The following is a 25145-nucleotide window of genomic DNA, read 5'->3' as shown; positions in this document are numbered from 1 at the left end:
CACGCGCCCCTGACCGCTGGATTCCTCCCGGCATCCGGCGCCGGGCTCTCAGCGGCGCTCCGGGGCCCGCCTCCTGCCCCGGAGCGACAGGGGCCACCAACAGAGCACTACCAGCCGCCGGGCATGTGGAAGACGGGGCTTGCCGGTGTGTAGGTGCCGTCGAGGACGAACTTCAGATAGCGGCCGGCGTTACGGAGGTATTCGTTCTGGTCGAGTGCGGCCTTCTGTACCACCGCGTAGGCGGGGCGGGCGACCTCGCGGGGGATGAAGGTGAGGGCGTTGAGTGCTTGGAGGCGTACCCGGGGGTCGTCGTGGTGCTCCAGGGTGTCGGCGAGGAACGCGACCGCCCGGTCGGCGGTGTGGTCGAGGTGGATCAGCGTCTCCGCAGCCGCGATCCGGACCTGTGGTGACGGGTCGTCGGTGAGGGTGCGGGCGAGGCGGCGTGCCGCCGGGGCGGCCTCGGAGCCGAGGATGAGCAGGCCCTGTGCGGCCCAGTAGCGCATGGCCTCGTTCCCGTGGCCCAACAGGCCGGTGAACTCGGAGAGATGCCGCTTTCTTCGGGTGATCGCCCGCCCGGCCAGTGCGAGGACGCGGCGCAGCGGGTACGCGCCGGGCGCGCGGCTGGCCTCCCAGCCCTCAAGGGGGCTGCCTTCGGGGATGAAGCCGTTGTCGTGGATGTCGATCAGGTGCTCGTCGAGGGCCCGGCCGAGGCGGCGGCGGGTGGCGTCGTGCGCGGGATCGCCGGCGAGGTTGCGGACTTCGTCGGGGTCGGTGTGCAGGTCGTAGAGCTCCTCGGCCGGCTTGGTCCCCCAGAAGCGGTCCTGTACGGCGGTGAGGGCGCCGTCGATGTGGGCCTGTTCCCAGGACTGGTAGCCGCGGGCGATCCACGCGAAGGCCTGGTGCTGGCCCCACGGCCGGTGGGGGGTGTAGTTGCGCAGGTAGCGGTAACGGTCGTCGCGGACGGTGCGGACCATGTCGTAGCGCTCGTCCATGCGGTCGCGGCCGCCGAAGGCGTACCGGGCGGGCCGATGACGGTGTACGCCGAGGAAGGGCTTGCCCTGGACATGCCGGGGTATGTCGACGCCGGCGAGGGCGAGGACGGTCGGCGCGTAGCCCACGGAGGTGACGGCCCCTTGTTCGACCGAGCCGGGCGGGCGCGGTGCGAGGTGTTGCCACGCGGCGGGGAAGCGGATGATCAGTGAGGTGCGCAGGCCCTCGTCGTAGCAGTACCGCTTGGAGCGGGGCAGAGCGCCTCCGTTGTCCGAGTAGCAGAAGACGATGGTGTTCTCCGCGAGGCCGGCCGCCTCCAGCTCCGCGAGGCGGAGGGCGACTCGGGAGTCCATGGTCTCCATGGCGTCGTAGTAGTGTGCGAAGTCCTTGCGGATCTCAGGGGTGTCGGGCAGATAGTCGGGCAGGGTCACGTCCTGTGGGCGGGTGCGGCCGTCGACGGCCGAGAACAGCACGGATTCATGGGTGCTCCCCTCGTTGAAGACGGCGAAGAACGGTGCGCCGGCGGGCCTGTTCCGCCAGTGTGCCGACCGACTGGACTCGTCCCAGGTGGCGGCCATGTCGAATCCCGCGTTGTAGTCGGTCTTGTCATTGTTCGTGGTGTAGTAGCCCGCCTCGCGCAGGTCCTGGGGGAAGCCGTGCAGGAAGTCCGGGATCGCGCCCTGCGCCCGCATGTGCTGGGCCGGGCCCGCGGTGGCCGGGTGTACGCCGGTGAGCAGCGCGAACCGGGAGGGTGCGCAGACGGGGGCGGCGGAGTAGGAGTGCTCGTACCGGATCCCCTCACGGGCGACCCGGTCGAGGGTGGGGGTCCGGGCGAGTGTGTCTCCGTAGGCGCCGATGAAGGGGTAGTGGTCTTCGGCGACCAGCCACAGGATGTTGGGCCGCGCTCGTACGCCGGGCCGGTCCGGGTCCCGGTCCGTGGCACGGGTGTCGGCGGCGGCTGGCGTGGCTGCTGCGGCCACCGCACCGGCGGCGACCAGTCCGCCCAGGCTCCGGCGGGAGAGACCTGGGCGGGGTGCGGCGGCAGAGGGGGAATGTGCGGGACCACGAGATGTGGGCATGGGTTCACTCCAGGGGTTTCGAGTGGAGACGGTGGCTTGCGTCGGAGAGCGGCGAAGCCATCCGTGGGACGGAGGCTGTGAACCGCCGGGAAGGGGAGAGCGGTTCACCTGCCGTGCGGATCAGCCGGTCACCCGGGCTTCGGGGCACCACGCACGGCCGCTGACGCCTGGTCCGGCAGCCGTCGGTGCACGCAGGTCGGGAGGCCGGGCCGGCGTACGCGGCCCGCGATGACCTCGGACGGGAAGCGCTACCCGGGGAACGAAGCGCCGAACCGTACGGTGTGCACCGCTACAACGCCTGGCGCGGCCGGCTGCCCGAGAGGAGGATCGCGGTCGACGGCATTCGCGGCACGGCACCCCGGCAGACGCCTTCGACCTCATTGAGTACGGCCTCCACCACAGCCCCGGCGGTGCGGAGGAGTGGTGTGGTGACGGGACGTCGACGAGACACCCCGGCCTCTCGCGCAGGGGCACGGGTCCGGCCGCGATCGCTTGCTGGGGGCCGCCTGCACCGCCCTCGTACATGACCCTGCGAGTGGTCCCGCAGGTCCGGCGAGGGCCTGTTGTGAGCAGGTTCCTTCCCCCGAGAGCCGGTGGGCACGGTCACGGCGCCTGCTGCCGGGCTCCGCTGTCCGGCAGAGCAGTTGCGCCCGGCGTCCGCCTTCGCCCGGGCCGCTCCGGGCCGGGCCAGGAGCCGCGGTTCATGGGCCGGCCGGTCGACGCCTTCCCCGGTGACCGCCGGGGCCGTCGCCGCGTGAGCCCGGGAGGCCGGCGGTCCGGCCACAGCGGCGGCCGCCCATGCGCCCGCAGCGCCGCCGAACGCTCGCCGGGACAACTTCTGTTCAGGCTTTGCACAGTTCGCTCCATTTCCGGGCAGGACGTCGAGCCATCGCTGCCGAGAGGCAGGAAGGACGGGGCGAGCATGAAGCAGGCGGTCGGTTCGTTGAGAGCCGGCCATCGACAGAACCCGCCGCGGTGGAGCGGGGCCACCGCGGCGGGCACGCCGGTCACGTGCTGACGGATGTGTACCGCGGGTTGTCAGTCGCTCCCGAGGAACTGCCGCCGGGAATCAGCTTGGCTGCCGTGGCGGCGGTGTTCTCATCCGATGTCACCACTTCCTGCGAGTTCTCTGGGAATCCGCAGTCTTCAGGGATGGCAAGAAACGGTGCTATCAGTCTTATTTCAGAGCAAAACTGACTCACTGTTCCCCGGAAACTCCCAGGAAGTGGCGGAGTGGAGTGGGCTGGGAGAGTGCATCCGGGCCGATGGACGTGAACACCGGCCGCGTCGGGGACGCCCTCCGGAATGTGCCGTTCGCCGGGCACCCGGTTGTGCAAGGGCCACGCCTTTGCACGATCGTCCACGGCGGCAGCCTCCAGATCGTCGATTCCCCTCCCGGGAGCCACACGTGGCAGCCCTGCTCTGCGACTCGGCCGGTTCGCCTTGCGGCGCCGCTGCTCCGTGGTCCTGTTGTGGATGTCGTTCCTCGCGCCGGGTGGCATGGCCGCCGCCCAGGGCCCCGTCCTCCGGCCCGACGACCTTCGAATGCCCAGGGCCGAGTCCCAGCGCACGTACGACCTGATCGATGAGCGCTTCCAGGGGCAGCTGGCCGATGGAGCGAGCGCGAGGGTGGTCCTCCAGGCGCCCGAAGGCAGCCGGGTTGCCGAGCCGGCCATGCGTGAGGTGGTCGAGACGGCGGTCGGGGAACACGTTACCGGTTCCGAAGCGGCCCACATGCCCGACCCGTTCAAGACGGGGGCCGTGAACGGCGGCCGGTCGACCGCGTATGCCCGGGTGACCCGCACACAGCGCAAGGCGTACGACCTGATCTCGGAGAACCGCGGCCCGGCTTCACACTCATTCCTGAACGCCGGACACGGAGAGAACGTGCACGACGGCTACCCCGGTAAAGAAGTGAAACCCTGAAAGGCATCCGTCCCGAAGAGTCCGGGCACCGTGACCCGCACGTTCTGGAAGGCGGGGCCTCCGCCATCGCCGCCGCCACCGTGACGCCCTTCTCGGATACGCGACGCCGAACAGTCTGCACGCTGAAACAACCGGGCCACGGAGCCAGCCGGTCCCGCTGTCACGAGCATGGTTCCGCTGTGGGCCGTGGGGCCGGCCCTGCTGATGTCCACGCTGCTCGTCCGCGGGCCACGTGGCCACCGCTCGGCCCCCCTCGCCCCCTCCGCGCGCACGAGGCCGTTGAAATCACTGCTCGGCTTCCCTCAGTAAGGCCGGGACGCGCCTCGGTGTCGTCCCTTCTGTGCACAGTGCTGCTCTCGTGGCCAACCACGGCTTCCGGACTTTTCAGCATCGGTATCGTGGGAATACAATCGTGGGAATACAAATGGGAGGTGCCGAAGCGGATCTGAGCGGGAATTGGCTCCTGGCCTGCCTCCCAGGCGGCCCCCTCGGGGCCGCCGCAGGTTACGGTGGGAGGTCGCTACCGCCTTCGGCGCATGAGGCGCCCCTCCGCGGCTGTGGTGCGGAGCGCAGCCCACCGTGTCGCCGGACGGTACGAGGCCCGCGGCTGTCGCGGCCAGGAACTCATAAACCCGCGCCCGCGAGGCGACCACTGCTGCCCAGGATGCCGACGATGAACACTCCACCTTCCGCGGCCGGCGGTAACCTGCTCGTCGTCGACGACGAGCAGACCGTCCGGGAGTTGCTGCCGACCGCACTGCGCTACGCGGGTTTCACCGTGGATACGGCTGCCAATGGCGAGCAAGCCCTGGACCGGGCGGCACAGCACCCTCCCGACCTGATTCTGCTGGACGTCATGCTTCCCGACATGGACGGTTTTGACGTCATCCGGCGCCTGCGGGAGAAGCCGAACTCGCCGGCCACCAGCCGACCGTGCCCCATTCCCGTCATTTTCCTCACCGCCCGCGAAGCAACCCGGGACAAAGTCAACGGGCTTCTTCTGGGCGGCGACGACTACGTCACCAAGCCATTCGATCTCGAGGAATTGATCGCACGCATCCAGGCAATCCTGCGGAGAACCAGGGGAAACCCTCGATCGACGTTGGCGATCGCTGACCTCGAACTCGACCCCGAGGGCCACCAGGTCACCAGGTCAGGCGTTCCTGTACGACTTTCACCGACCGAATTCAGACTCCTGCATTTCCTCCTTTCGAACCCCGGGAGTACGGTGTCCAAGTCGCAGATCCTGGAACACGTCTGGCGATACGACTTCGGCGGAGATCCCAGCATCGTGGACAGTTACATCAGTTATCTGCGACGCAAGATAGACAATGGAGGGCCGAAACTCATCCACACGGTCCACGGGGTCGGCTACGTCATGCGTGGTCCGCACAGATGATTCTGCGCGTATCGGCGTCACGAATCCGGCTGGCCGTGAACCGGTACTCCCTGCGCGCACGCCTGTTGTTCCTCGCCGCGACGCTGCTCACCATCGGCCTGCTGGCCAACGGGTTCTTTGTGAGCAGTGCGCTGAACAGCTATCTGATGGAGCAGGCAGATTCCCGGGTCAAGATCCTCGCGCAGATCTGCGCCCGGCCTTCCGTTGCCACCCTGAAACTCCCGCAGGCCAAGAAATTCACGGCACAGTGGAATCAGTTCAACAATCCAGTGGTCGTCTACGTGAACCGTCAGGGCGAAGTCCTGCGCAGGCTGCCTCCGGAACTGACACCGCCGGGCGGTGGCCCGGAGCTGCCCGCCCTCGACGCCCGGTCCCTCGACGCGAGGCAGGGCGAACCGTTCACCGTCGACTCACTGGACGGGTCGGGGCGATGGCGTGCCCTCGCGGTGCCCTACAGGTCGCCCGCCACTCCCCCGGGCGGCGCCGTCGAGGCACCCCTCAAGGTGGTCGTGGCATCGTCGCTCAATCAGGTGGACGACGCCGTGAGCCAGATCCGGAACATCTCCGTCACCGTGGGCAGCCTCCTGGTCTGCCTGCTCACACTGGTCGGCTGGCTCGCCGTACGCTCCGGTCTTCGCCCGCTGACCCGTATCGAGGAAACCGCGGCGGCCATCGCTCATGGCGACTTCTCCCGCCGCGTCCCGACACTGGCCGGGCCTCGTACCGAAACGGGCCGGCTCACGGCATCACTCAACGGGATGCTCGTCCAGATCGAGACTGCCTTTCAGGCCAGGGAGGAGGCCGAGGGGCGGATGCGTCGCTTCGTGGCCGATGCCAGTCACGAAATGCGTACTCCACTGGTCGGCATCAAGGGTTATACGGACCTGTACCGCATGGGCGCTCTCCCGACCCGGCGGAACGTCGACGAGACCATGGAACGAATAGCCAGGGAGTCCCAGCGACTGGGGCAGCTCGTGGAGGACATGCTGCTGCTCGCGACACTCGATGAGAACAGCTCCCTCGCGCGGCCCGGGCCCGCCGCTCCCAGTCCCTACCCTCTGGACCCGGCGCCCATGGATCTGCGCACCCTCGCCGTCGACGCACTGCACGACATCCACGCGATGGCTCCGGACCGGTCCGTGCAGCTGACCGGCCCGGACGCAGGCAAAGCCACATCGGCTCCCGCCCTGGCGGACGAGGCGCGTCTGCGCCAGGTGGTCAGCAACCTGGTCGGAAACGCGCTGCACCACACACCGCCCGACAGCAGCATCCGTGTCGGTGTCGGGTCGGTCGGCGGCCACGCCGTCATCGAGATCGAGGACTCGGGCCCGGGTCTGACGGCGGATGAGAAGGAGCGGGTCTTCGAGCGCTTCTACCGCAAGGACAACTCACGCAGCCGCGCGGCCGGCGGGGGCTCCGGACTCGGCCTCGCCATCGCCCACGCACTTGTCACCGCGCACGGCGGCCGCATAGAACTGCGATCGGAACCCGGCGAAGGGTGCCGCTTCCGAGTCTTGCTGCCACGGCTCCGCATCGAGACCTGACTCCGCCGGCCGGTCGGTCCGGACGTCCGGCGGACGGCGATACCCGCTGGTGCCGAGCCCACAGCGGTGATCGGGCCGGGCCGCCGCTCTGATCCGAGCCTGTCCGCATTCCGCACACCGTAGGCGGATTCAGTCTTCTGGACGCGGCTCGGACCCGTTCCGCACGATGCGGAAGCCGCAGTTGCCGACGGAGGAATCCGGGGTGTTGGCCGAACGGGCCGCAACACGGTATCGATTGCAGTAGGACCGGTGGCACAGGTAGGAGCCACCACGGATCACCCGGGTGTTGCCACTGGACGGGCCGCGCGGGGCGCGCCACGGAGAATGCGCGTAGTACGCCGGTGAGTACCAGTCCCCGCACCACTCCCACACGTTGCCGGCCACCTCGTACAGCCCGAAGCCGTTCGGCGGGAAGGACCGCACGGGGGCCGTACTCAAGAAGCCGTCCCTCATGGTGTTGCGGGTCGGGAAGGTGCCGTGCCAGATGTTGCAGCGGTCCTCCCCGTCCGGGGCCAGCTCGTCCCCCCACGGGTAACGCGAGCCACTGCGTCCCCCGCGCGCCGCGTACTCCCATTCGGCCTCGCTGGGCAGCCGGGCCCCGGCCCAATGGCAGTACGACACCGCGTCGTGCCACGACACATGAACGACAGGATGGTCGGGGACATCCTCCCAGCGGGAACGCCTGCCACCCGGGTGCGCCCAGTCCGCGCCCTCCACGTTGAGCCACCAGAAGGCACCGGCCACACGGCCGAGGACGTCGTGTGCGCGGGCGCGCAGCGCGAGGTGGAACACCGCGGACGAGCCGTAACGCTCGGCATCGGTGCGGTAGTCCGTCTCCGCCACGAAGGCCGCGAACTCCGCGTTGGTGACCGTGGTGGCTCCGATGGCGAACGGATCCAGGAGCACCGCGTGCACCGGGGACTCACCGTCGGACGCGTAGCCCTCGCCGAACGCGTCCCCCATCCGGAACGTGCCTCCTTCGAGGTGCACCAACCCCCGCTCCGGCTCCGCGTCCGCGACGTCCACGACGGGCCTGTCCGCGGCGACGAGGTCAGCCGGCTCACGGGCCGGCCCGCAGCACACACCCACACCGTTTCCTCTCCCCGGCGGCGCAACCACGCATCGAATGTATACACCATCAACTGACATGGCGACAGGCTGGGAATCGGCCCTCTCAGCACATCGCGCACAGCTCTCGCGCCGCATTCGCCCAAGCCACCGATGGTGCGCACTCCTGGCGGGTATCGGCTTGGTACCGGGCCTCTTCAGGGCGGTGATCACCGCACCCTCGCTTCCCCGGCGCCGAGAGCAGCGCCGCCGAGCGCTCCGATCAGCCCTCCAACTCCCGTGTCCATGCCAGGGATTACGCAAGCTCACACCTGTTCCCGCCGCCAGCGCCCGTGGTCGGCCGCGTCGATCACCCAGAGGTCGCCGACCTGCCGGCCCTCGATGTCGGTGATCTCGACGAGTTCGTCCTTGACCGCCCTGAACGCCCGCCCCTTCTGCGCCGGCACGATCAGCTCCCGCACGGTGTCGCTCATGACAGCGTCGCGCCCTTTCGCTCGCCCTTCGTATCCGTTGACACGTCCGGAGGCACATGATTGCTACGGCATCCGGCCCGCCCGAGGCCAGCACGCGGTGGGCCGGGCCTCGTGGGGTCGGCAGCAGGAAGAAGCAGGGGGAGCGTCGTGTACGGGACGACCGGGGCGGAGCTTCGTTCCCAGGCGCGGCTGCCGGGGCTGGGGGCCGCGGCCGGGAACATCGATCTCTTTCAGGTGCGGGACGGTGGCCACTGGCTCGTGGCCACCGGTGGCCGGGACGTACACGCGGCCCGGATCAGTCCGGACGCCGGGACCGTCTTCGAGGAACGGCGCGGTTGGCGGCTCCCGTACGAGGGCCGGCTGTACGTCACTCCGCTCGCCTGCGGTGGGCTCGCCGTCAGCAGCGGCGGCGCCGTCGCTCTCCACACCGCCGACGGCGGCATCGCGTGGACGGTCCCCCACGGCACCTGGCCCGGTGCGGCCACCGGTGGTGCCTGTGCCGTCGACCCGCGTGGCGGGCGGCTGCTGGCGGTCACGCACGACGACACCGCCGGGGCCCCACCGCAGGACACGCTGCTCGCCCTGGATCTGACGACCGGGGAGGTCCTTTCCCGAACCGTCCTGCCGACCCGGTACGGTTCGTACGCCTTCCAGCACATGCTTCCCGCCTGCGACCGCGTACTCCTCAACGCGGCGCAGGGACAGGACGAGGCGTACTCCCTGATCGCCGCCCCGAGAGGCGACGAGTGGCGACTGACCACGGTCGGCACCTTCGACGAACCCTTCACCGGAAGCAGCGCCGGCCCGGCGGACTTCCTCGCCATGGCCGTCGGCGGAGAGTCCCTGACCCGCCACTTCTCCGGCGTCGAGCCCGTCACGTCGACGGCCGCCGAGGTGCTGCCGGACGACCTCGTCTTCGCCGGACTGCCCGGCTTTCTGGAGGGCGTACACATCCTCACCGCGGCCGGTGAGGACGCCTGGGCCGAGGAGACCCGCCACTTCGTCCTGGACGCTACCACCCTGCGGCCGGTCACCGAACTCGACTACGCCGGTACGGGCGGCCCGTCGCCGCTGCCCCTCGGGGACGGCACCTGGCTCACCACGGAGGGGGACACGGTGCGACGGTGGAGCGCCGTCCGGGCCCGGCCGCGAGGCGCTGGAAATTCGCAGGGCGCGGTGATACGCGGTTGGTAGTGTCCCGGCGTGACCCTGACCGGACTCGGAAGCGGCTTCCGTGACGACGAGCAGCGGCGGTGCGTCCGGACGGTCATACATGATCGGCTGGCAGACGACCGCGACCAGCAGGAGTGCCGCTACCTGATGAGGTTCTGGTGGCAGCTCGGCATGCCGTACCAAGAGGTGTCGTTGGAGGAGCTCAGGCTGAACGTCGGGAAGCTGAAGCTGGTGGTGATCGAGGAACTCATCAGCGCCATCAGATCGTCCCCTGCCGAGATCGACGCATGGGTCGACGCCACACGCCAAGCCTTCCCGGTGGTTCAGGATCGCGGGTTCAGGGCCGCCCTGGACAACGACGGCTGACGCGGCGATTGCCTCCGGCGAAGGGCCGGATCCCCGGCGCGGCCCCCTGGTACGCGGGGTACCGCCGAGCCGCTGCCGTCGGCTCACCCCGTGAGGCCGCCGCCGGGTCCCCGGGTCAGCGCCACTGCGGCGGGATGTTCGCGATCTGCGTCAGCAGGTCCCAGCCCTGCTGCTTCTGCTTGCGTCCCTCAAGCTCGGACCTCCACGGGGCTCCGATACCCACCCAGTAGCCACGGTAGTTGCGCAGGCCCATGACGCTGGAGTCGCCGACATCGGATTCGTTGCCGCAGCACGAGCAGATGTCCGCCGTCGGCCAGCCGTCCTCCCAGAAAACCCCGTCTTCGTCGAAACCGCAGACCCGGCAGATGGTCTCGATCTCTTTCTCGTTCTCATTCTCGTTGTCCATGGCTCACCTCTTCACTGTTCCAAACGATCATGCCATATGCCCGACATCGCCCAACGGGCCCGGTTCCAGGCGCGGCCGGGGCCCGGGAGCCCGATGCGTCGGGCACCCCAGGGCAAGAGCGTGCCCCTGGGGCGGCTGTTCGGCACCAGGACCCTCATCGGCATGATGCTGCTCTTCTTCGTGGCGTACGCCTGCACCTCGGTGAAGGTCAGCTGGTTGCCGCTGTATCTGGAGGAGGGCCTCGGTTACGACGCCACGACGTCCGGCAGCCTCGTGGCACTGCCGTATCTGGGCAGCGCGCTCGCGATCATCTCGGTCGGACTGCTCTCCCGGTCGATGACCAAACGCGGTATGAGCAACCGCGCAACACGCGGAATCCTCCCCTCCGTGATGGTTCTGGCCTCCGGTCTGTGCACGGTCGCGTTCTCGGCACTGGAGCGCGGCCCCTGGCAGATGACGCTTCTCATCCTCAGCTCGTGTCTGAACTCCGCCGGATACGGCGCCGCTTTCGCCGGGCTCGCCGATGTCATCCCGGCCGGGCAGCGCAGTATGGCCTTCGGCATCATCACCGCGGTCTACAGCCTCGGCGGTGTCATAGCCCCGGTCGTCGTCGGAAAGCTCGTCGCCTCCGGGGAGTCGTCGGCGGCCGGGTACGGCGACGGCTTCCTGGTCCTCGGTATCTCCATGGCCCTCGCCGCCGCGGCGGCGCTCCTCCTCACCGGCCCGGACCGCGACGCCGCGAAGCTCGCCGCGCTCGCGGCGAAGGACTGACCACCTGCGTGTACCCCGTGGCCAAGTCCCGCCCGCAGGGACGGCAGGAGGCCCCGCCCGCGCCGGTCCGGCGCGGGCGGGGCCTCCTGTCGGCTCAGGAGGACGGTCCCTCCCGTCGCAGCAGCGGAAGGTTCCGCTCCAGGGCCTTCTTCCAGTCGCCCTTGTCGACCATCGTCTTCAGCGCCTTCTCGATCCCCGCCTTGAGCCGGCTGTTCTTCGGAACACCGATCCCGTAGTTCTCGTCGCTGAGGTCGAGGCCGCCGAGCCGGAAGTCGCCCGGGCTCTGCGCGGCGTATCCGGCGAGGATGGCGTCGTCGGTCGTGACGGCGTCCACGGCGCCCTGCGCCAGAGCGTCCATGCACTCCGCGTACGAGGTGCGTTCCTGGAGCTGGGCCGCCGGGGCGGTCTGCTTCAACAGGAGCGCGGAGGTGGTGCCCGTGGCCGCGCAGACCTTCTTGCCGTCGAGACCGGCCGGGCCGCCGATGGAGAGGTCGTCCTGATGGGTCAGGACGTCCTGATGGGCCACCAGATAGGGGCCGACGAAGTCGACCTGCGTCTTCCGCCTCTCGTTGATCGCATACGTGGCCACGATGAGGTCGACCTCTCCCGAGAGGAGCTTCGTTTCGCGATCGATGCTTCTGACCTCCTTCCATGTGATCCGGTCGGGGGTGTAGCCGAGCTCGCGGGCGAGGTACGTCGCCACATCCACGTCGAAACCCTTGTACCCGCCGTTCGCCGCCCGGAGTCCGAGGCCGGGCTGGTCGAACTTGATCCCGATGGTCAGCCGCTCTCCGGTGCCCGATCCGTCCCCCGTGGAACCACCCGCCCCACCACCATCGGATGTCGCCGGGGCGGATGTCTTCGGCGCATTGCCGGCACGCTTTCCTCCCCCGTCACCGCCGTCGTCGCCCGGGAGCAGATTCCACAGGAGTACGCCCGTGAGCGGGACGGCGACGACGGCCGCCGCGTACGCCCAGACCCGTCTGCGCCGACCCGGGGGAATCCGTGGCGGAGCGGACGGGGAAGGGGACGCGGATACGGATGGGGATACGGAGGGCTGCGGGGAAGGAGGGGCAGCGTCGGCAGAAGGGGAAGAAAGGGCGGAAGGGGAAGAAGAAGGGGAGGGCCGTGGTGGGGTCGGCGGTGCGAGGGGGTACGAGGTCGGGGCACCGGTCTCGTCCGGCGCCGGTTCGGCCACCGGGGGCTCCCCGCCGGCCTCTCGCGCCACTGCCTCCGGGGCGGCCCCGGCCCGGGAGTCGGCCTCGTGCGGGCCGGCCTCCGCGATGGCCCCGGCCCGGGGATCGGCCCCCGTGGTGACCCCGGGTCGGGGGCCCGCCTCCCGGGGGTCCGACCCGGCCCGGGGTTCCGCCGTCGGCCGTGGCTCCGGTTCCGCCCCGGGCCGCGGCCGGGAGTCCGCCGCCCCGAGAACCGCCCCCGCCGCGGCGTCCGCCGCCGACTCCACCGCGGCCAGCAGCCGTTCGAGGGTCTCGGCGTCCGGTCGGGCCCCCGGGTCCCGTACCAGTACGGCCGTCAGCGCCCCGGTCAGCGGACCGGCGTTCCGCGGTGGCGGCACATCCTCGCTGAGGACCGCCGCGAGGGTGGCCAGCGTGTTCGCGCGGCGCAGCGGATTGCGCCCCTCCACGGCCACGTACAGCATCAGGGCCAGCGACCAGAGGTCGGCCTCCGGTCCGCCGTCCTGTCCGCCGACGCGTTCGGGGGCCATGTAGTCGGGTGTCCCGATGACGGAACCGGCGGCGGTGAGCACGGTGGCGTCCCGGATCGCCGCGATACCGAAGTCGGTGAGCACCGGACGGCCGTCGGGCCGCAGAAGGACGTTCGGGGGCTTGATGTCCCGGTGCTGGATGTCCGCGTCATGGGCTGCCCGCAGTCCCGCCAGCACCCCGCGCCCCACCCGGGCCGCCTCCTCGGGGGTGAGGGTGCCGCTCCGGTCGAGCCGGTCCTGGAGCGAGCCGCCCCTGACCAGTTCCATGACGAGCCACGGATACGGATGCTCGTCGCCGTCCACGATGTGGAAGATGGTCACCACATTGGGGTGGTCGATACGCGCGAGTGCCCGCGCCTCCCGCATGGCACGGGCGCGCAGCGCCCGGGCCCCCTCGGGGTCGTACTCGGCCAGGGCCGGGTCCGGCGGACGTACCTCCTTGAGGGCCACCTCCCGGTGCAGCGCCAGATCGCGCGCACGCCACACCAGTCCCATGCCGCCACCGCCGAGCCGCGCCAGCAGCTCGAAGCGGCCGTCGATCACCTGCGCCACACAAGTCCCCCTCAACGCCCCCGGCCGGGGCCCGTACCGCCGGGCCGCCGCACACCCCCGGCGTCCCTGCCCGACTCTCCCACACCCGTCACGGACACCGACAGCCGAACCGGTGGGGCGCCCGCGGCCACGGGCGGCGGTGAGGGTACGGCACCCATGCGCCCCGGCGTCTCAAGGAACCCTCCCCCGGCTCCGGGGCCTCGTCGGGGGACCTGTCGTCAAGGCCCCGGTGGGCAACCGGGTCTGTCAACCGGACGACGGCCGGTCGCCCGCAGCAGATCGCCGGCGAAGAGGGCGGACTCGTCCACCTCATCGGGTACGTGAGCGGGCTCAGCGCAGACCGTTGTGGAGGGCGGTCATCAGTTCGGCGTCGGGGGTGTCGCCGCGGAGGTCGGAGAGGTAGGCGCCGCCGAGGCCGTACTGCCGGGCGTAGGCGGTCTTTCCGGTGACGGTCGCGGGGGTGTCGTAGCTCCACCAGTCGGTGCCGCAGTGGGAGTAGGCGGTGCCGGAGAAGGTACGGGGGCCGGGGCAGCGGGTCCTGATGAGGCGGTAGTCCTCGCGGCCCGCTTCGTAGGTGCCGGCGGCCGGGCCGTACGAGTGGCTGCCGGGCTCGGGGGTGCGGACGCCCGCCCAGCCCCGGGCGTGGGTGGGGATGCCGAGGACCAGCTTGTTCGGGTGGACCCCTTGGGCGGTGAGGAATCGGAGGTGGTTGTGGGCGTTGCCGCCGAAGTCCCCTTCGACGGTCTCGTCCCGCAGCGCCGCGTGCGGGGAGGCGAAGGGCGTCCTGAAGGTGCCGACGGGTGTGTAGTAGTCGTACGTGCCCAGGTGGAACCAGTCGACGTAGGGGGCCGCGGCGGCGAAGTCGGTCCGGTAGAGGCCGGCGCCCAGGTTTCCGCGGCCCGCGCTGGTGACGGTGATGGGCCGGTGGGGGCCGAAGGCCGTACGGAACGCCTGGACCATGGAGGTGAGGGAGGCCGGGCCGGGGCTGGTGTCCGTACAGTTGTGGTAGCACTCGTCGGGAAACTGCCAGGCCAGGTCGATGCCGTCGAAGAGCCCGGCCCAGCGGGGGTCGTCGAGGAGCCGGGCACAGGACCCGGCGAAGGCGGCCGGGTCGCGCATCGCCTGCTCGAAGCCTCCGGAGCTCCCGGGACCGCCGAAAGACCAGAGGATCTTGATCTGCGGGTGGCGCTTCTTCAGTTCGGCGAGCTGGTGGAAGTAGCCGCGCAGCGGCTGGTCCCAGGTGTCCGCCCGCCCGGAGACGCTCAGTTCGGCGGAGTAGGCGCGCTCCAGGGCGGAGTAGGTGTCGGTGACGGCGCAGCCGCCGTCGCGCACGGTGCCGAACGCGTAGGTGAGATGGGTGAGTCCGGCGGCGGTGCCGCTGGTGACCAGGTTCTTGAGGTGGAAGTCCCGCTGATGGCTGCCGTTCTCGTGGAAGACGCCCATCCTGACGGGGTGCGCGGGCATCGGCGGGATGGTTCCCGTCGTACGGACGACGATGGCCGGGCTCGCGTATCCGCTGATTCCCCGGTTGTCGACGGCGACCACGGAGTAGTGGTGGTCCGTGGCGACGTTGAGCCGGGTGTCCGTGAAGGTGGTGCCGGTGACCCGCCCCTGGGTGGAGCCGTCGCGGAGCACCCGGTAGTGGGCGATCCCGCTCTCGGCGGTGGACGGCGACCAGGACAGGGTGACCGTGGTGTCGGTGACGGCGACGGCCCGGAGACCGGCGGGGGCGGGCGGCAGCTGGTCGGCCGGAGACCGGGAAGCCGTGGCCGTGGAGGGGCCGTCCGGGGGCGGGGAGGCCTGAGCCGCGGGCACGGGGGGCCCGGAGGGGGAGGCCGGGACCCCGGGCGCGGGGGCCGTGGACGGGGACGCCTGGACCCCGGGGGCGGCGGCCAGGCCCGCGGTGAGCAGGCCCATGGACACGGCGAGTGCCCGTAACACGGTCATGGTTCGGTTCACCACTGCTCCTCGTCTCCGTACCGGAACGCCGTCGGTCGAGCCGGTCCCCGAAACGCCGGTGTCCGCCCGCTGTCACGGGGACATGACGAGGAGTCGGGGCCGACCGTGCCGGCGTGCGGCGGCGGTCGTCCGGCGGAAGCTCCGGGTCCAAGGCGGTCGAGCGGGACGTTAGGAGCAGTCGGCCGACGAGGCAATGATTGTGAGTTCATTGTCATGAAGCGGCCGGTCTCTCATCCGGCCCGGTACGGGGTGCAGGTGGGGCCGGGCCGCGTCACGGGTGAGAGGTCCCGGGGGAACAGGGGCCCGTACAGCGGGCGGCGCGGGTCGCCGCTGTCATGGGATGCGGGACGCGCCCGCCTCGGCGAGGGAGAGGGTCAGATCGCGGGGCGGGGCCTCCGGGCCGGCGAGGTGGCTGAGGATCATCAGGGTGCGGCCGACGACAGCCAGTACCAGGGTCTCGCTTACCTTGACCGGGCCGTAGTTCACGTCCACCGTGGCGTGCCAGGAGGCGGAGCCCACTCCGGCGGGGCCGAGGGGGACGACGGTCTGTTCGGCCTCGGTGCCGTTCGGCCAGCCGATGGTGTAGGTGCCGCAGCGGGACAGCGTGCTCACGGCCTCGTTCAGTTGCCGACGGGCTCCGGTTCCGGGCAGCCAGCGCAGGACCTGTTGAAGGAATGGGCCGCTCTGGCTCTGGGCGAAGGTGACCCTGGACTCGACCGCTCCGGGGGTCGTACTGCGTTCCACTTCCAGGGCGTTGAGGAGCCGTAGGCAGTCCCGGCGGCTGGAGCGGTCCGCGGGGTAGTTCTCCAGGATCGTCTTCACATAGCCGCCGGGCAGCTGGGCGGTGGTGAGGAGGGCGCGGTTGAGCTGGGCGGTGGTGGGCGCCGTGGGCTTCGGCTTCGGCTTGGGTTTCGGCTTCGGGCTGGGCTTGGGCTTGGGGGACGGCTTCGGGCCGCCGGTCCTGGTGGGTCCCGGGCCGGGCCCCGTACCGCCGGAGCCTCCCGAGCCGCCCGTGCCCTTGGTCCCGCCCCTGCCGCCCTTTCCGCCCGAGCCGCCCGTCCGGTCACCGGCTCCCCCGCCCCGGCGGGTCGTCGTGGCCGTCGCGGTCGGCGTCCGGGTGGGCTTCCGCGGTGTGGTGGAGGGGGACGCGGTGGGACTCCCCTCACGCGCCGTCGGCGAAGGTGACGGGGAGGGTGACGGGGACGCCGAAGACCTCGTGGGGGACGGCAGCGGCGGCGGCACCGGTATGAACGTCTCCTCCGTGATGACGGTGTCGGCACGCTTGCCGGGCTCGTCACCGCAGCCCGAAGCCGCCGTCACCAGCGCCAGCAGCACCGGTACGGCGATGAGCCGCCGGGCGCCGGACGGGCCGCCGGTCCGGGGGCCGGTCGCTCTGTTCACGGATGCTCCTCGGTAGACGGGTCAATCGATGTGCGGATGCGTCGGTACAGCGGATGTACGACGGATGTACGACGGATGTACGGCGGTTGCCCGTACGCGGGGCAGGCGGGCGCGGGATGGGTGCGGGTCCGCCGGTTCTTCGGTGCGCGCGCTGGAGCGGGTGTTCGTGGTCGTACGGGGCCGGGGCGGTCGGGACGCTCAGTGGTCGTAACGGAAGAGCAGGTCGCACCGGGCCGCCGCCGCCTGGATCACCTCCGTCTCCACCCGCTCGGGGCCGGAGCCCAGGAGGGTGACGGAGACGGCCCGCAGCACGGGGTCGTCGACCCCGGCCAGCAGCTCGCCCGCCTCCCTGCGCCCCTCCTCGTCCACCCACAGCGCGTTCCCGCCTCGCTCCAGGGCCCGGCACACCAGAAACGGATCCGTCACCGGAGCGCTCCCTTCCGCGTCGTGCGGCGGCAGCACGGGCAGATCGCGGATGGGGACCGGGGCGCCGTCGGGAGGTGGGGTGACGGGCCGTCTGAGGACGCTGCCGCCCTTGTCGTCCGGGTCTCCACCGCCCACGGGGAAGGCGTTCTGACGTCTGCTCACCTCATACGGCTGGGCGAGCAGCAGCCCCACGGCCGCCACCAGCACCGGCACGGCGAGCGCCGTCGCCCGGGCCGGGCGGGTCCGGCGCCGGGAAGGACGCAGGGCCGCCGCCGTGAAGGGCGCGATCGCGGCGACCAGGGAGAGGGTCGTCGCCGTCATCCAGCCCGGATTGTCGATCACGGCCCAGAGTCCGATGGCGTCCCCGCCGTTCGCGGCGACCACGGCGAGGGTGAACCAGGTCCCCAGCGGTACGGCCAGAACCAGTCCGGACAGCGCGACCGCCGCCGCGCACGCGGGGGCCGACCACCGTCCGGCCACGGTGGCGCCCGTGGCCCGCGCCAGCGCCGCCGCCCAGTGGCCGAAGGCCGCCCCGCCCAGCACCAGGAGCGCGGTGAGCACCACTATCCGGCCGGTGGAGACGCTCAGGAGGGAGAAGGACGAGGTCAGCCCGTCCGCGGTCACCGTATCGAGCTGCCAGTCCCCCGCCGCGCGGGCGGAGAGCTGGGTACCGGCCAGGATGCCCGCGCCCAGCGCCGCGCCCGCGCGGGCGGGACGGAGACCGCGGGCGTCGGGATGCCCCACCGCCGCAGCGCGCCACAGGGCGACGGTGACCACTCCGGCGATCGCCCAGCCGGTGAGCGCGCCGGCGATCCGGTGGCCGACGACGATGCTGTCGGGTGTCAGGGCGGCCACCAGCAGCGCGAGATCGGTGAGCACCAGCCCGGCCGCGATGCCCGTGGCGAGAGCCTCGAACGGCGAGAAGCCCCACAGCCGGCCCGGCCGGGCGAGCATCGCGAGCCGGGCCCTCCCGGTGGGGTGCGTGGCCAGGCCGAGGGCGTACAGCAGCCGCTTCCCGGCGGTGAGCGGCCCGGTGCGTCCGATGTACGCGGCCATGCCTCCCGGGTCGCGCGGATCGGCGGAGGCGCGGACGTCGGCGTCGTACTCACGGACGCGCAGCACCCCGCAGAGGATCAGCCCGAACACGGCGACGATCGCCGTCATCCGTACGCCCACGGCGGGAGCGAGCAGACCCGGCCGCAGCGCGAGCGCGGCGAGCAGCGGCAGGGTGACGCCCGCCAGCAGCACCCACCAGGCCGAGAGCGCCAGCCGTACGCGTCCGACGTCCCGGGCCTCCAGATGGGCCAGTTCATGGCGGAGCATCGTCCGGATGTCGCGTTCGGACTCGGCGTAGGCGCCGCCGTCGACGATGATCCGGGGACGGCGTACGGTGCCGGAGGCGCGGGCGTCCGTACCGGTGGGACGGCGGTGGTCCACGACCAGTTCCGGTACGCGCGGGGCTCCTTCGGGCAGCGCCTCCCCCAGCCGCGCGAGCATCTCGGGGTCGGCGGGCGCGGTGCGGGAGAGCGTCCACCGGCGGGACGCGGCACGGACGGCGATCGCGAGGACGAGCAGCGCGAGCGGGCCGCAGAGGACGACGGCCGCCTGGGCGAGCCGTACACCGTCGATACAGCTGGTGAACGCGGTGACGAGCTCCGCCGGATCGTCCACTCCGGCCGATGCCTCGGGTACGCAGGCGAGCTGCCCGCCGCGCCAGTTGCCCCGGCCGCGGATCAGCCACCACCAGGCGGCGAACGAGGCTCCGGAGGCGGCGACGAGCACCAGGAGCAGCAGACGGGTGGTCGTGGGCTGGGGCAGGCGGCTGGAGGTCAGGGCCTCGGCCAGCTCCCTCCGCGCCCGCGCCGCTTCCCCGGTCTCCGTGGCCGGAGTACGGGTCTCCGGTGCGGGAGCCGGAGCCGGAGCCGGAGTGCCGAGCGCCGTGGCGCGGGCGCGGGCCGCCCGGAGGGTGCCACGGGCCGCACGGAGCCAGGCCCGGGTAGCCGGGAGCGAGGCCCGGGCCGCCGGTGGCGGTTCCGGGACCACAGCCGGGGCCGGGGCCGGAGCCGGGGCCGGGGCCGGGTGTTGCGACTGGCCCTGGTCCCGGCCGCGGTCCCGGTCAGGCTGACGTAACTGCTCCTGGTCCTGCTCTCGGTCCCGGTCCTGGTCCCGGACCTGCTTTTGGTCCTGGTCCTGGTCCTGGTCAGGCTGACGTACCGGTTCTGGGCCGGGTTCCCGCACCGGCTCTGTACCACGGGAGTTCATGGCATCCGTCGGTCAGTCTTCGTCCGGCGTGGCGGGCGCGGGCCCGCCGTCCCCGTCACCCGGGGCCGGCGGTGCGGCGGGACCGGTGTCCGGGGCGGGGGTGCCGATCACCGCGACCACGACGACCTGGGCGTAGTGTTCCGCGTCCGTACGGGACACACCGCAGTCACGCGCCTGTTCCGCCGCCCAGCGCAGCAGTTCGTCCGTCGGGAACGCGGTGACGTCGGGCACTCCGGCCGTCAGCGCGGTCCGGCGTTCCTCCGTGCCCTCGCGGCGGCGGCGCCTGCGCGCCCGGCGGCGGGCCCACGCCCTGCCGCCCCTCTTCACCCCGTCCGCCGCGACATCGGCCAGGAACTGGGCGACGAACGCGATGAGCAGGGGCATCAGTACGGCGGTCTCCACACCGCTCGCGAGCACGCCCCCTCCGGAGGGCGAGAGCGGCTGCGGCGGATAGGGCCGCTCGTCGTATCTCCGGCGGGCCTCGTCCAGTTTGGCGAGTTCCTCCGGGGCGAGCCTGCTCACCACGTCCCGGAGGACGTCCTCGCCCGTGCGGCCGTCCATCAGCGCCTCCGTGGCTTCATCGTCGTCATTGTTCGCCGTCGTTGCCGTCATTGCCGCTTTCCGCCGTCATGGCCGTTGTTCGCCGTTGTCGTGGTTGTCGTCATCGCTCTGCGTATCCGCGCTCTGCGTATCCATGTCAGGGATCCCTGGACCCGCACTCCGTGCCGCGGGCTTCGGGATCCCGGATTCGGCGGTACGGCCCGGTACGGGCAAGGGTGCGGGAGCTCGGGATACGCGGGTGCGATCCGGAGTTCACGGGTCCGGGGCCAGGCACGGTCGGCCGCCCGACCGGCCGCCGGGACGAAGGAGTTCGCACAGCGCCCGCCACGACGGGATTTCCACCAGGGCGGGGATCCGTTCCCGACGGGAAAGAACACGGCTCCGGCACGAACGGGGTTTCCCGACTCGGCCAAGACCCCGGACGCGGCCCAAGACCCCGAAACGGCCCGGGACACCCGACCGGTGCTGCCGCATTCGGCCACACCACCCGGGAGTGCGAATTTGTTGCCCTGTGCACAGAAATTGGCCCCCTCCGAGTGCGCTCCCCGCACACTCTCTCCTTCCTGCGTGAGGGAGTGTAAGCACGAATGCGCCGGCCACGCACGACAGCGGCAACCAGCTTTCATAATGCATCGATTGACGCCCGTCACAGCTGATCAGAAAGCGACAGAAGACAACAGCCGGGATTCACCGGCGGCTGGAATTCCCCTGGGGCATTGGCCGTTGTTGGTACGGGCACATAACGATCGCCCGAGGCAACGGAATGCGATAGCGTCCCCGTAATTCCTCACAGGGGGCGAAAGCAGCCAAGGATACTCAGCACCTCAGGAGCCGTCGGGCGCCCCAACCGAATACTTCCGCCCCACTGTTGAGCGCCCGCGCGGGCACCGGCATACTGCGAGGCCCCGGGGCGCGCGGCCTTTCACGAGCAGCCCTCCGGGTGCCGGAAGAACCGTCCGTTCTTCCGATTCGCTCATCTCCAGGGGGAGACTTGCGCAGACAAGTGAAAAAGGCGTGCGCCACCTCGATCGCCGCGGCGTGCGCCGTGGCCCTGACGGCGGGTATGACCGGCCCGGCGTCGTCGGCGGCGGACACGGCACAGGGCCGGGCCGGCGCCGGCAAAGCCGCGCCGGGCCTGACGCCCCAGCACCGGATCACCCTGATCACGGGTGACCGGGTCCTCGTGGACGCGAAGGGCCGCCCCACCGGGTTCGAGCGGGCGAAGGGGCGCGAGCACATACCCATGACCACCCGGACCGTGCGCGGGCACACCTATGTGGTGCCGCTGGACGCGCAGCGCCTGATCGCGTCGGGCCGGGTGGACCGGCGGCTGTTCGATGTGACGGCGCTGAGCCGGGCGGAGAGCCGCCGGGCGTACCGGGCCGGACTGAAGGTGATCGTCGGCTACCAGGGTTCGGCGGGGAAGTCGGCGCGGGCCGGAGTGCGTTCCGCCGACGGTACCGAGGTACGGCGGTCGCTGCCGTCGCTGAACGCCGATGCCGTGACCGCCTCGGCCGGCACACCGGGGACGCTGTGGGAGGCGGTCACCCGCTCCGGCAGCGGCGGTTCCCTGACCGCGGAGTCCGGTATCCGCCGGATCTGGCTCGACGGTGTGCGCAAGGCCGGGCTGGACCGCAGTACGGCCCAGATCGGCGCGCCGGCCCTCTGGTCGACCGGGCTGACCGGTGCGGGGGTGAAGATCGCGGTGCTGGACACCGGGATCGACGCCACGCATCCCGATCTGGCCGGCCGGGTGGCCGGAGCACAGAACTTCTCCGCCGCGCCGGACAGCAAGGACCGGGTCGGGCACGGCACCCATGTCGCCTCGATCGCGGCGGGTTCGGGGACGAAGTCGGGCGGGAAGTTCAAGGGCGTCGCGCCCGGGGCCACCCTCCTCAACGGCAAGGTGCTGGACGACGACGGCTACGGGGAGGACTCCGGCATCCTCGCGGGCATCGACTGGGCCGTGGCCCAGGGCGCGCATGTCGTGAATCTGAGCCTCGGCGGTCTCGACACCCCCGAACTCGACCCCCTCGAAGCGCAGATCAACAAGCTCACCGCCGAGAAGGGCGTGCTGTTCGCGGTCGCGGCGGGGAACTCCGGTCCCGCGCCGGGCACGGTGGACTCGCCCGGCAGCGCGGAGGCCGCGCTGACCGTGGGCGCGGTCGACGGGCAGGAGCGGCTCGCGGACTTCTCCAGCCGGGGGCCGAGGACGGGTGACGGCGGGATCAAGCCGGATGTCACCGCGCCGGGTGTGGACATCACCGCGGCCTCCGCGCCGGGCAGCCAGATCGCACGGGAGGTCGGCGAGAGTCCGGCCGGCTACTTGACGATCTCCGGTACGTCGATGGCCACCCCGCACGCCGCGGGCGCGGCGGCGCTCCTCAAGGAGAAGCACCCCACGTGGCGGGCGGCCGAGCTGAAGGGGGTGCTGACCGGCTCCGCGAAGGACGGCGGCCACACCGCCCACCAGCAGGGCTCGGGCCGGATCGCCGCGGACAGGGCCGTGGCCCAGGCCGTGGTGGCCGAGCCCGTCTCCCTCTCCTACGGCACCCAGCGGTGGCCCCACGGCGACGACACCCCGGTGACCAAGACGCTCACCTACCGCAACCTGGGCACGACGGACGTCACCCTCGATCTCTCCGTCACCGGAACCGACCCCGCCGGACGCCCGGCGCCCGCGGGCTTCTTCACCGCGGACGCGCCCCGGATCACCGTTCCGGCCGGCTCCACCGCCTCCGTAGGCGTCACCGCCGACACCCGCCCCGGCGGCACGTCCGACGGCCACTACTCGGGCGTCGTCACGGCGACCGGCACCGGTGCCGCCGCGGGCCAGGCCGTCCGTACCGCCCTCTCGGTCGAACGGGAGGCGGAGTCCTACGATCTGACCCTCGACCACATCGCGCGCGACGGCACACCGGGCAAGACCTTCGAGACCGCGCTGTTCGCCCTGACGGGTGCGGCCGCGGGCGAGTTGATCGTGCCGGACGTCTCCTCGGGCACGGCCACCGTCCGGGTCCCCAAGGGCCGCTACCTCCTCGACACCTACGGTGTCGTCGACCCCGACAACCTCGCCAAGGGCGTCGACGTCCTGGTCCAGCCCCGGCTGGACATCGCCGGGAACACGACGGTCACCCTCGACGCGCGTACCGCACGGCCCGTGGGCATCGGGGTGCCCGACGCCAAGGCCAGGCCGACGGACGCGACGATGTCGTACCTGGTGGGGTCGGAGGAGGACGGGGTCGGCAGCGCGCTCACCCTCGGTTCGTTCGCCCAGTTCCGTACCGCGCACCTCGGTCCGCGGATCACCGACGGCTCGCTCTACCAGGCCTTCGCCGGAAGGTGGGACCGGGGCGCGACCGCCATCGAGTACAACACCGTGCACGGCGGCCGGGTCCAGCAGGTGCCGACCGGCTTCACCAAGAGCTACAGGACCGCCGAACTGGCCGCGGTGAAGGTTGACTTCGGCGCTTCCGTGACGGGCAAGAAGGGCGGCGTACGAGCCGTCGGCTGGGCGCCGGGCGCCGCCCTGCCCGCCTTCCACGACTTCACTCCCCAGGTCGCGCCCGGCAGTCGCTCGGTGTGGGTCTCGGCGGTCGGCGGCTCCCGCTGGGAGCTGGAGTTCTCCCAGCTCTCCGGGGTGGACCCGCACGGCACTCCGATGGCCGAGACGATCCACTACTTCGACAGCCCGAAGGCCTACGTGGCGGGCAAGCGGTACACCGAGGTGTTCAACCGGGGTGTCTTCGGTCCCCGGCTGAGCAGCCGGCTCGGTGTGTACCGGCAGGGCAACCTCCTGTGGGGCGCGATTCCGGTGTTCGCCGACGGCCCGGGGCACGCGGGCTGGTCGGACGCCACGTCCGTACGCACCACGCTCCACCGGGCCGGGAAGAAGATCGGCGAGAACGAGGACCCGCTCTCCGGCTCCCTGCCGTTCACCGTCCCGGCGGGCAACGCCTCGTACGTCCTGGCGACGTCCGCCGTCCGCAGCCCGAAGCTGGCGTCCGTCTCCAGCCGTGTCGACGCGAGCTGGACCTTCACCTCCCGGACGAACGGCGCACTGGTGAAGCTGCCCGTCTCGACGGCGCGCTTCGGGGCGGCCGTCGGCTTCGACGGTACGGTCCCGGCGGGCCGCACCCAGACGTTCCCGCTCCTGATCCAGGGCGCGGCGGCCGGCGGGAACCTCAAGACGCTCGTCGTCTACTCCTCGTACGACCAGGGCAGGACCTGGAAGCAGATCGCCGTGAAGAACAGCACGCTCACGGTGAAGAACCCCGCGAAGGGGCAGGGGATCGCGTTCCGGGCGTACATCACGGACAAGCAGGGCAACAAGGGGGTCGTGTCGATCTACAACGCGTACCGCGGGAAGTAGTCGGCCCCTGAGGCGAGGGCGGCCCGCCGGAACCGGACGGTTCCGGCGGGCCGCCCTTTCGCCTCCGGCGGGGTGGCGCGCGGGGTGCGGGGGCTGTCGGGTGCGGGGCCTGCGGGGTGTGGCGGTTCTGCGGGGTGTGGTGGTTCTGCGGGTGCGGCCGGTGCTTGTTGAGGGTGGCGGGGTGCCTGCGGTGGGGGCGGGGTGCGCTCCGTGTGGGGGGCGCTGCTGTGGTGGCGCTGCGGGTGTGGTGGTTCTGCGGGTGCGGCCGGTGCTTGTTGAGGGTGGCGGGGTGCCTGCGGTGGGGGCGGGGTGCGCTCCGTGTGCGGGGCCTGCGGGGTGTGGCGGTTCTGCGGGGTGTGGTGGTTCTGCGGGTGCGGCCGGTGCTTGTTGAGGGTGGCGGGGGCTGCTGTGGTGGCGCGGGTGCGTCGTGGCACGGGTGCCGTGGTGCGTACGGCGGGCTCGCGCGGGCGCTGCGGGTGCGGCTGGTGCTTGCCGAGTTGGGGCCCACCGTGTGGAACTGCTCGCCGTGTGCACCCGACGCCGGGCGGGTACGCGGGCTGTGCGAGCGCGGTGGTTCTGCGGGTGCGGCCGGTGCTCGCCGTGGTGGCGGCGTGCTCACCGTGGAGGCACGGGTGCCGTGGCGCGTACGCGCGGGCGCGGTGCGTGCGGCCAGTGCCGGGGCGGGTACGCGAGC

Annotated in this window: 16 protein-coding genes; 7 read left to right on the top strand and 9 right to left on the bottom strand. The window is 71.6% G+C overall.

The features are described from left to right. Positions 1–107 precede the first annotated feature (107 nt). Positions 108–2069, bottom strand: coding sequence for a sulfatase-like hydrolase/transferase (locus ACIBCM_RS12270; protein ID WP_399242052.1), 1962 nt, complete (start codon positions 2067–2069; stop codon positions 108–110). Between the two features lie 1500 nt (positions 2070–3569). On the opposite strand from ACIBCM_RS12270, the gene ACIBCM_RS12265 reads away from it, so the two are divergent. The 3 genes from ACIBCM_RS12265 (at position 3570) to ACIBCM_RS12255 (ending at position 6938) form a co-directional block, all read left to right on the top strand. Next, positions 3570–3995 (top strand): hypothetical protein, encoded by a 426-nt coding sequence (locus ACIBCM_RS12265; protein WP_399242049.1) that lies wholly within the window; start codon positions 3570–3572, stop codon positions 3993–3995. 664 nt (positions 3996–4659) lie between these two features. Beyond that, positions 4660–5394, top strand: a complete 735-nt coding sequence (locus tag ACIBCM_RS12260; protein ID WP_399242047.1) for a response regulator transcription factor — start codon at positions 4660–4662, stop codon at positions 5392–5394. 35 nt (positions 5395–5429) lie between these two features. Next, the gene (locus tag ACIBCM_RS12255; protein WP_399242045.1) at positions 5430–6938 is read left to right on the top strand and encodes a sensor histidine kinase; all 1509 of its coding nucleotides are present in this window, start codon (positions 5430–5432) and stop codon (positions 6936–6938) included. Positions 6939–7067: 129 nt separating this feature from the next. Here ACIBCM_RS12255 and ACIBCM_RS12250 read toward each other — a convergent pair whose 3' ends face one another. Continuing rightward, the gene (locus tag ACIBCM_RS12250; RefSeq protein ID WP_399242043.1) at positions 7068–8027 is read right to left on the bottom strand and encodes a formylglycine-generating enzyme family protein; all 960 of its coding nucleotides are present in this window, start codon (positions 8025–8027) and stop codon (positions 7068–7070) included. Positions 8028–8311: 284 nt separating this feature from the next. Then, the gene (locus tag ACIBCM_RS12245) at positions 8312–8479 is read right to left on the bottom strand and encodes a DUF1989 domain-containing protein (protein WP_399242041.1); all 168 of its coding nucleotides are present in this window, start codon (positions 8477–8479) and stop codon (positions 8312–8314) included. A gap of 147 nt (positions 8480–8626) precedes the next feature. On the opposite strand from ACIBCM_RS12245, the gene ACIBCM_RS12240 reads away from it, so the two are divergent. Further along, positions 8627–9673: a hypothetical protein gene (locus ACIBCM_RS12240; protein ID WP_399242039.1), complete on the top strand. Its 1047-nt coding sequence runs from the start codon at positions 8627–8629 to the stop codon at positions 9671–9673. A gap of 9 nt (positions 9674–9682) precedes the next feature. Beyond that, positions 9683–10018 (top strand): hypothetical protein, encoded by a 336-nt coding sequence (locus ACIBCM_RS12235; RefSeq protein WP_399242038.1) that lies wholly within the window; start codon positions 9683–9685, stop codon positions 10016–10018. A 115-nt stretch (positions 10019–10133) separates the two neighbouring features. Here the strand turns inward: ACIBCM_RS12235 and ACIBCM_RS12230 are convergent, their stop codons facing one another. After that, positions 10134–10424 carry a hypothetical protein gene (locus ACIBCM_RS12230; RefSeq protein ID WP_399242036.1) on the bottom strand — a complete coding sequence of 97 codons (291 nt, stop codon included), beginning with the start codon at positions 10422–10424 and terminating at the stop codon, positions 10134–10136. Between the two features lie 93 nt (positions 10425–10517). Here ACIBCM_RS12230 and ACIBCM_RS12225 point away from each other — a divergent pair, with 93 nt between their 5' ends. Further along, entirely contained in the window at positions 10518–11195 is a 678-nt protein-coding gene (locus ACIBCM_RS12225; RefSeq protein ID WP_399242034.1) for an MFS transporter, read from the top strand. Positions 11196–11289: 94 nt separating this feature from the next. On the opposite strand, the gene ACIBCM_RS12220 is transcribed toward ACIBCM_RS12225, so the two are convergent. The 5 genes from ACIBCM_RS12220 to ACIBCM_RS12200 form a co-directional block, all read right to left on the bottom strand. Then, the gene (locus ACIBCM_RS12220; protein ID WP_399242115.1) at positions 11290–13461 is read right to left on the bottom strand and encodes a transporter substrate-binding domain-containing protein; all 2172 of its coding nucleotides are present in this window, start codon (positions 13459–13461) and stop codon (positions 11290–11292) included. 339 nt (positions 13462–13800) lie between these two features. Beyond that, the gene (locus tag ACIBCM_RS12215; RefSeq protein ID WP_399242032.1) at positions 13801–15417 is read right to left on the bottom strand and encodes a glycosyl hydrolase family 18 protein; all 1617 of its coding nucleotides are present in this window, start codon (positions 15415–15417) and stop codon (positions 13801–13803) included. Between the two features lie 345 nt (positions 15418–15762). Then, positions 15763–16830: a hypothetical protein gene (locus ACIBCM_RS12210; RefSeq protein ID WP_399242030.1), complete on the bottom strand. Its 1068-nt coding sequence runs from the start codon at positions 16828–16830 to the stop codon at positions 15763–15765. Between the two features lie 198 nt (positions 16831–17028). Beyond that, positions 17029–19299 (bottom strand): M48 family metalloprotease, encoded by a 2271-nt coding sequence (locus tag ACIBCM_RS12205; protein WP_399242028.1) that lies wholly within the window; start codon positions 19297–19299, stop codon positions 17029–17031. A gap of 231 nt (positions 19300–19530) precedes the next feature. Next, on the bottom strand, positions 19531–20130 hold the full coding sequence (locus ACIBCM_RS12200; protein ID WP_399242026.1) for a hypothetical protein: 600 nt from the start codon (positions 20128–20130) through the stop codon (positions 19531–19533). Positions 20131–21070: 940 nt separating this feature from the next. On the opposite strand from ACIBCM_RS12200, the gene ACIBCM_RS12195 reads away from it, so the two are divergent. After that, positions 21071–24451, top strand: coding sequence for a S8 family serine peptidase (locus ACIBCM_RS12195; RefSeq protein WP_399242024.1), 3381 nt, complete (start codon positions 21071–21073; stop codon positions 24449–24451). The last annotated feature ends 694 nt before the right edge of the window (positions 24452–25145 follow it).

The sequence above is a fragment of the Streptomyces sp. NPDC051018 genome, assembly GCF_044456085.1.
Taxonomy (GTDB): domain Bacteria; phylum Actinomycetota; class Actinomycetes; order Streptomycetales; family Streptomycetaceae; genus Streptomyces.
Note: the sequence above shows the minus strand (reverse complement) of the source record. Positions and strands in the feature narration are given on the sequence as shown.